6 protein-coding genes are annotated in these 7,240 nt (G+C 70.9%); 2 read left to right on the top strand and 4 right to left on the bottom strand.

Annotated features, from left to right (window positions below; genetic code table 11):
* The 4 genes from VGW35_25580 to VGW35_25565 all read right to left on the bottom strand — a co-directional run.
* Positions 1-1,074 (bottom strand): hypothetical protein (locus VGW35_25580; protein ID HEV8311048.1); only part of this gene is annotated, 1,074 nt, incomplete at its 3' end.
* A gap of 50 nt (positions 1,075-1,124) precedes the next feature.
* Positions 1,125-1,970 carry a FecR family protein gene (locus tag VGW35_25575; GenBank protein ID HEV8311047.1) on the bottom strand — a complete coding sequence of 282 codons (846 nt, stop codon included), beginning with the start codon at positions 1,968-1,970 and terminating at the stop codon, positions 1,125-1,127.
* A complete protein-coding gene (locus VGW35_25570; protein ID HEV8311046.1) occupies positions 1,967-4,060 on the bottom strand; it encodes an adenylate/guanylate cyclase domain-containing protein in 2,094 nt (697 codons plus the stop codon). The genes VGW35_25575 and VGW35_25570 overlap by 4 nt, the downstream gene beginning before the upstream one ends.
* A 20-nt stretch (positions 4,061-4,080) precedes the next feature.
* Positions 4,081-5,526 carry an aldehyde dehydrogenase family protein gene (locus tag VGW35_25565; protein HEV8311045.1) on the bottom strand — a complete coding sequence of 482 codons (1,446 nt, stop codon included), beginning with the start codon at positions 5,524-5,526 and terminating at the stop codon, positions 4,081-4,083.
* Between the two features lie 387 nt (positions 5,527-5,913).
* On the opposite strand from VGW35_25565, the gene VGW35_25560 reads away from it, so the two are divergent.
* Entirely contained in the window at positions 5,914-6,462 is a 549-nt protein-coding gene (locus VGW35_25560) for a helix-turn-helix domain-containing protein (protein ID HEV8311044.1), read from the top strand.
* On the top strand, positions 6,420-7,004 hold the full coding sequence (locus VGW35_25555) for a transposase (protein HEV8311043.1): 585 nt from the start codon (positions 6,420-6,422) through the stop codon (positions 7,002-7,004). Before VGW35_25560 ends, VGW35_25555 begins: the two co-directional genes overlap by 43 nt.
* Positions 7,005-7,240 lie beyond the last annotated feature (236 nt).

The following is a 7,240-nucleotide window of genomic DNA, read 5'->3' as shown; positions in this document are numbered from 1 at the left end:
GAAGTAGCGGACCGCGGCGTCGATCGCAAACGTCCGGGTGGGGCTCCAGGTCACCCCGGGTCCGAAGGCGACCTTGGTCCGGCCGCCGTCGCGGAGCGGATCTCCAGCCGAATAGTCGTTGGCGGTCACGTGGCGGACCGCCACCGTGCCCTCTACCGACCACGCATCGGTGAGGAGGTAGCCGACGGTGACGCTGCCGCGCAGGTCGTTCCCGTTGCTGTTGTGCGATTCGGTCACCAGGGCGCCGGTCGGGCCCGGGCGCTCGGCCTTGGCGCCCACGATGTCGCGCACCGCCACGACGACCCACCAGGGCTCCGGCCGCCACTCGGCGCTGAGCCGGAAGTCCAGCTGATCGCCCTCCCGGAGGACGGGGACACCGCCGATGGTGTCCCGGGTGAAGCAGGTATAGGCGAGGCGGCCGAGGAGCCGGACGGCGTCGGCCACGTAGACGTCGCCGAGCACGGCCACGGTGAACTCGTCGCCTGGATCGAAGTCGTCGTCCGGCGTGTCGCGCGTCGGGTCGTAGCGGCCTCGCCGGAGGTAGCCGGCACCCAGGCCGACACCGAAGGCGCCGAAGTTCCGGTAGGCGGCCAGGGTGGGATTGATGTCGAATCCCTCGCCGAACCGCTCCAGCGTGACGAGGTCCTCGTCCTGTACCGCCGCCAGCTGGCTCGCCCGCAGGCGTGACACTCCCGTCGGGAGATCGAGGCCGAGGCCGGCCCGGAGCTCGATCCCGGCGACCGTCAGGGCGTAGTACCCGGACAGGGTGGTGTCGACGAAGCCGGTGATCGAACCCGACGGCGCGTTCCCCGGGTCGCGCTCGGAGTTCCCGAAGGCGCCGCGGACGCCCGCGCCCCAGTCGGGGGTGTCGAAGGCCAGCGAGAAGGGGAGGAGAATCTGGTGCCCGCTCTGGCCCCCGCCGCTCCAGGCGTCGACGTGGGCGCCCGTCTGGAGCGTCCATTCGTCGGCGGCGGCGGGCGCGGCGGTCACCCCGCCGCTGGCGAGCATCAGCATCCCCGCCAGCGTTCGCGCCCAACCCCGGCGCACCACGGAGTCCCGACCGGTCCGCCTCATGCCCTCCCCCTCTGGACGCACCCAGCCACTGGCCGCGGCCGGTGAGCTGCTCAGTCAGTCGTGACCGTGATGTTCACCGTCCCCGGGCTGGATGCCCCACCCCGGCCGGTTCTCGCCGGGATGCCGGGCGCGATCGACGAGCCTCCGGTCGCCTTCGCCCCGGTGAGCTTCTCGTCGGAGAGCTTGATCCCCATGTTGTGCAGGGCAGCGAGATCGGGATTCCCCGGCCCGACCGTCGCCGAGCGGAAGGCGAGGACCTTCAGCACCGAGCGCTTGTCCCGGAGCGGGATCACGGCACACGGCACCGGGTCTCGCCCGGGCTCCACCCGCGTCCATCGGTTCCGCGGGCACAGGACCGACCCGGCTCCCACTCGGCTCGCGGTGGTTTCCACCGTCCCCTCGAAGGTGTACACGCGCGTCACGGCGTCGGCGTCGTGGAGGACGGCAAAATCGGTCTGCCGGACGGCCGACACGGCCGTGGGCGTCTGCACGGCGAACCGGCCTTGACCGGTGGCGACCTTGGCGATCACCTGGCGGGCCACCCAGGCCCGCGCCTGTCCGGCGGCCAGGTTGAAGCGGGAGGTGGTCGGGGCCCCGGTGGCGTCGACGTCGAGCCGGTCGATCTCGAGCTCGGACAGCTCGCCCACGCGCACCAGGCTCCCGTCTCCCAGCTGGATCTCGGCCGCGCCGCCGCGACCCGTGCGGACGCGATCGCCCTCCGAGAGCCGCGCGCCCGAGGCCAGGGGCCGTGCGGCCGTCTGGCCGCGGGACACGACGTCCGCCGGCGCCCGGGCCAGACGGACCTCGGCGCTGCTCGCCGGCTGGCCCTCGGCCCAGACCGTCCAGCAGAGACTCCCGGCGATCGCCACCATCAAGACCGGTCGCATGCGCGTCATGGCTGTCCCTCCCCGGAAGGCGGCGTCAAAGCCTCGAGCTCGTAGATCTCGACCGCCTGGAGCTTGCCCTTGACGGTCACGCTGCCGAGGGGCCGGGCGGTCACGCGCCCGCGGACCTGCGCGTAGGTGCCCTCGCTGATGATGATCGGGCGCCGCGTCGTGTACTCCTTGGTCAACCCTTCGAGGCGGGAACCCAGGTTGACCTGGTCGCCGATCACCGTGTAGGAGAAGCGCTGGGATGAGCCGAAGTTCCCGACCAGCATCTCGCCCGTGCTGATGCCCACGCCGGCGGCCAGCGGCTCTCGACCGGCGGCCTGCCACTGCGCGTTGAGCTCGGCCAGCCGATCGTTCATCTCGACCGCGGCCCGACAGGCGTGGAAGGCATGGTCGGGGTCGGCCAGCGGCGCCCCGAAGATCGCCATGACGGCGTCTCCCATGAACTTGTCGAGCGTTCCGCCGTGGCGGAAGACGATCTCGACCATCTCCGACAGATACTCCTGGAGAACGGCCACGACGTCCTCCGCGGCGTGGCGCTCGGAGTAAGTCGTGAAGCCCCGGATGTCCGAGAACAGGACCGTGAGCGTACGCCGGTCGCCGCCGAACACGAGCGCGGTGGGGTCTTGCGCGATCGCCTCGACCACCTCGGTCGGCACGTACTGCTGGAAGGCCCGCTTGATCCAGCGTCGCTCGCGCTGCTCGGTGAGGACCTGGTAGGTGACGCTCCCGACGTGGGCCACCGCCAGCGCGACCAGGGGCGGGAGCAACTCCACCCACGTTCCCCACAGGCGGAACGCCGCATGCCCGAGGCCGGCCGTCATCCCGCCCAGCGCCAGGGCCACGACGGTGCCCCACACCGCGCCGAGGCGCGGCAGGACGAGGGGTGAGACCAGCGCCAGCATGAGGACGCCGACCGCTTCGAGGAGCCGCATGGAGGAGTGGCGCCGCAGGCTCCGCCCCTCGAGGAGGTTCGCCAGGGCGGTGGCGTGGCTCTCGACGCCGGGCATGTCGGCGTCGAAGGGGGTGGGCCGGACATCCATCAGGCCCAGGGCGGTGAAGCCCACCAGGACCATGTGGCCGTCGACCGGCGGCGGCGAGGATCCCGTCAGGACGTCCGCGGCCGGGATGCGCGGGAAGGTCCCGCTGGGCCCGTAATAGGTGAGGTGCATGAACCCGTTCTGGTCGGTCGGGATCAGGCGGGCGCCGACCTGCACGTGCTGGTCCACGGTGAGCCGGACCCGCGACCGGGGGAGCCTCTGGCCGAGCCGAGCCGTCTCGAGCATGAGGCTGGGGAAGTAGGCGTCCCCGAGCTGGATGACCAGGGCGAAGCGCCGCAAGGCTCCGTCCGGGTCGGGGATCACGTTGACGTGACCGGCTCCCGCCGCGGCGGCGTGGAACTGGGGGAGCGGGAGGAGGACCCCGGCGGCCCGGAGCGGTTCCACCGCCTCCCGGGCCTCTTCCTCGGCGAGGCCGACGACGCTCGAGCGATTGAGACGCCGCCGGGCGTCGTCGTCGAGAGGCGGCGCCTGCACCGGAGGGAAGACGAAGACGTAGGGGAGCACCACGCGCCGGGTGGCCGTCATGGCCTCGGTCAATGCCCGATCGGGATCGGCCGCGGCCAGCGCCTCCTCGAGGGTTCGGGCGAACTGGCCGGCCGAGCCCCCTGCGCGATCGAGACCGAGCGCCCGGTAGCGCCGGGTCAGCGACTGCGCCAGGGTGAGGCTCGAGTTCTGGTCGGGCTCATAGAGGAGCAGGTCGAGGGCGATCACTCGCGCGCCGGCGGCGGACAGGCGGTCGATCAGCTCGGCCGTTCGCGTCCGGGGCCACGGCCAGTGCCCGATGCGTTCGAGGCTCGACTCGTCGATGGCCACCACGGTGATGTTGGGCGGCGGCCGGATGGGTCCGCGCAACTGGGCGTGCCAGTCGAGGATCTTGAGTTCGATCGGGTCGGCGAACGGCTCCACCCACCGCGGGACCCGGAACACCCCCAGGAGCCCGATGGTGACGGCCACCCCGGCGATCCCGAAGCGCATGAGCGCGCGGAGCCGGCGTCGAGCCGGCGTGGGCTGGGCGGCGTGGGGGGCGGCATCCACGGTGGCGCTCGGCGGAGAGCCTAGGACAGGTCGACCCAGACGCTCTTCACTTCGGTGTAGAGGTCCATCCCGGCCTGGCCCAGTTCGCGGCCGAAGCCGGACTCCTTGAAGCCGCCGAACGGGAGCGCGGCATCGTAGAGATTGTAGGCGTTGACCCAGACGGTGCCGGCGCGGATCGCCCGCGCCGCCCGCAGCGCCTTGCCGACGTCGCGGGTCCACACGGCCGCCGCCAGGCCGTAATAGGTGTCGTTGCCCTGGGCGATGCCCTCCTCCACGCTCTTGAAGGGGATCACCGAAAGGACGGGGCCGAAGATCTCCTCGCGCGCGATCTTCATCGAGCCGGTGACTCCGGTGAAGACGGTAGGCTGGAGGAAGAAGCCTCGGCCGTCGCCGACCCGGGCCCGGTCGCCCCCCGCGGCCAGGCGCGCGCCCTCGCGCTTGCCGGCCTCGATGTAGCTCATGACCGTTTCGAGCTGCTGCCGGGAGACCACCGGACCCATCCGGGTGGACTTGTCGAGTGGGTCGCCGACCTTCAGCCCCTTGAGCCGATCGGTCAGCTTGCCGACGAACTCGTCGTGGATGCCCTCCTCCAGGAGCAGCCGGGAGCCGGCCGCGCACACCTCGCCCTTGTTGTAGAAGATGCCCGTCATGGCCCCGCGCAGGGCGGCCTCCATGTCGGCGTCGGCGAACACGATGTTCGGAGACTTGCCCCCCAGCTCGAGCGAGACACGCTTGAGCGTCGCCGACGCCTCGCGCATGATCCCCTTGCCGACCTCGGTGGAGCCGGTGAAGGCGATCTTATCGACCCCCGGATGCCGGACGAGGGCCATCCCGACCTTGCCGCCGGGCCCGGGGACCACGTTGAAGACGCCCTCGGGCAGGCCGGCCTCCGCGGTCAGCTCGGCGAACTTGAGCGCGGTGAGCGGGGTGAGCGAGGCAGGCTTGAGGACGACCGTGTTGCCGGCGGCCAGGGCGGGGGCGATCTTCCACGAGGCCAGCAGGAACGGGAAGTTCCACGGGACGATGGCGCCCACCACGCCGAGCGGCTGGCGGAGGGTGAAGTTGAACGCGCCCTCGCGGAGATTCAACGTCTCGCCGTGGATCTTGGTCGGCCACCCGGCGTAATAGCGGAAGACCTCGGCGGCGAAGGGCAGCTCGACCTTCCCCGAGTCGAAGAGCGTCTTTCCGGTATTGATGCTCTCCAGGCGAGCCATGTCGTCGAGGTTCGCCGTGATGAGGTCGGCGAGCTTCCAGAGAAGGCGGCCGCGTTCGGCGGCCGTCATCCTGGGCCACGGCCCCTGGTCGAATGCCCGGCGGGCCGCCTGGACCGCGAGGTCGATGTCGCGTTCGTCGCCCTTGGCGACCCGCGCGCTCTCCTCTTCGGTGGCGGGATTGATGGTGGCGTAGGTCTCGCCGGACGACGGAGGCCGCCACTGGCCTCCGATGAAGACCTGCTCGCTAGGCATGATCCCTCCTTGCTCGGCTGGACCAGCTCGCCGTGCCGCGGCCTCCTCCACGTCTTGCCCAAGGATGGAGCGGCGCCCGCGAGCTCCGACGTCACGCCATCGTATGGCGGGGGTATCGTGCCGTCAAGGGATCGGCGGCCAGTGACGCGGGCCTGGGAGGGGGCCGCGGAGGCCCCCTGCCACAATCTACAGGTCTGTCGGAGTAACCAGGCGGCTGGCCCCGAGCGGGCGATGCGTCGAGTGGCGCTCCGAGCGGCGGCTTCGCCGCCGCCACGACGGGGGGGCATCGGGGGGGTCTTCCGAGACCCCCCCGAAATGACCTAGTGCTGTTCCAACTTACTATGACTAATACGTGGTATCCTGTCCCCCAACGAAAGGGGGGACTGGATGCCCAAGCCCGTCCGGCTCCGCCCGCTGACGCGGGGGGAGCAGCGCGTGCTGCGGAGCAAGCTCAAGGACCTGTCCTTGTCGGTGCGCGTGCACCAGCGGTACCGGATCATCGACGAAGTCCGCAAGGGGCGGGGGGTCGTCGAGGCGGCCGAACGGGTCGGCTGCCACTTCACGGCGGCGTATGACTGGATCCGGCGGTTCAATGCGAGTGGCTGGACCACGTTCGAGCGCGTCGCCAATCCCAGAGGGCGGCCACCCATCCTCAAGGCCGAGCAACTCCGGGAGCTGGTGGACGTGGCCCTGTCCAGTCCCGCCGAGCGTGGGCTCCCGTTCTCGGCCTGGTCCGTCCCCAAGCTCGCGACGTACTGTCGGGAGCGTCGCTTGCTGCCCCCGGTCACCGATGAGTGGGTCCGCCGGCTGCTCCGCCGGGAAGGGCTCACCGCCCAGCGGGTGCGGACCTGGAAGACGTCGCATGATCCGGCGTTCGACCGGAAAAAAAACGTATCCGCGGGCTCTACCGACAGTGTCCGCCGCGGGCGGCGGTAGTCTGCTTCGATGAGTGGGGGCCCCTCGAGCTCCGCCCCCTGGGGGGTGTCACTTGGGCGCGCCGCCGCCGGCCCGCCCGCGTGCGCGCCACGTATCGGCGCCCCCATGGCACCGAACAGTTCCTGGGCTTCTATGACGTCCATGCCGACTGCCTCACCGGGGTGTTCCGTCGTCGAAAGCGTGTGGTCGACGTCAGCGAGGCCTTCCGCCGGTTGCGCGCCTGCTACCCACGCCGGCGGCTCTTCGTGATCATGGACAATCTGCACAACGTCCATGATCATCCGCGCTTCCTGGCCCTGCTGCGGCAGCTCCGGATCCGACCGGTCTGGACGCCCACGGAGGCTTCGTGGCTGAATCTGATCGAGGCGCACTTCGGGGTCTTGAAGCGCGCCACCTTGACGAACACCGACGACCCGAGCCACCGCGTGCGTCGGCAGCGCATCTACCGGTACCTGCGCTACCGTCATCGGTCCCTGGGTCGCGGGCCGCATCCACTCACCCGTATCCGGTCTATTAGGCCGGTTAAGTTGGAACAGCACTAGGAGCCTGTCGGGTTAACCGGGCGCGCCGTGTAGCCGAACCGCCCCACTCACGCTGGTCCACTCCGAGCGCGGGCTTCGCCCGCGCAACTTTTCCTGGGGAGGTCTCGGAGGGGGCCGTTGAGGCCCCCTCCGATCGACTAGAGGCCGGAGCGCTCGGCCACGTCGAGGGCCGCCTGGGCCAGGCCGACGACGCGGTCCTCGAAGGTGGCGAACCGGACGTCCTTGGTCTGACCCCG

The organism is Candidatus Methylomirabilota bacterium, from assembly GCA_036005065.1.
Taxonomy (GTDB): domain Bacteria; phylum Methylomirabilota; class Methylomirabilia; order Rokubacteriales; family DASRDR01; genus DASYQW01.
This window is presented reverse-complemented; position numbering and strand designations above follow the sequence as displayed.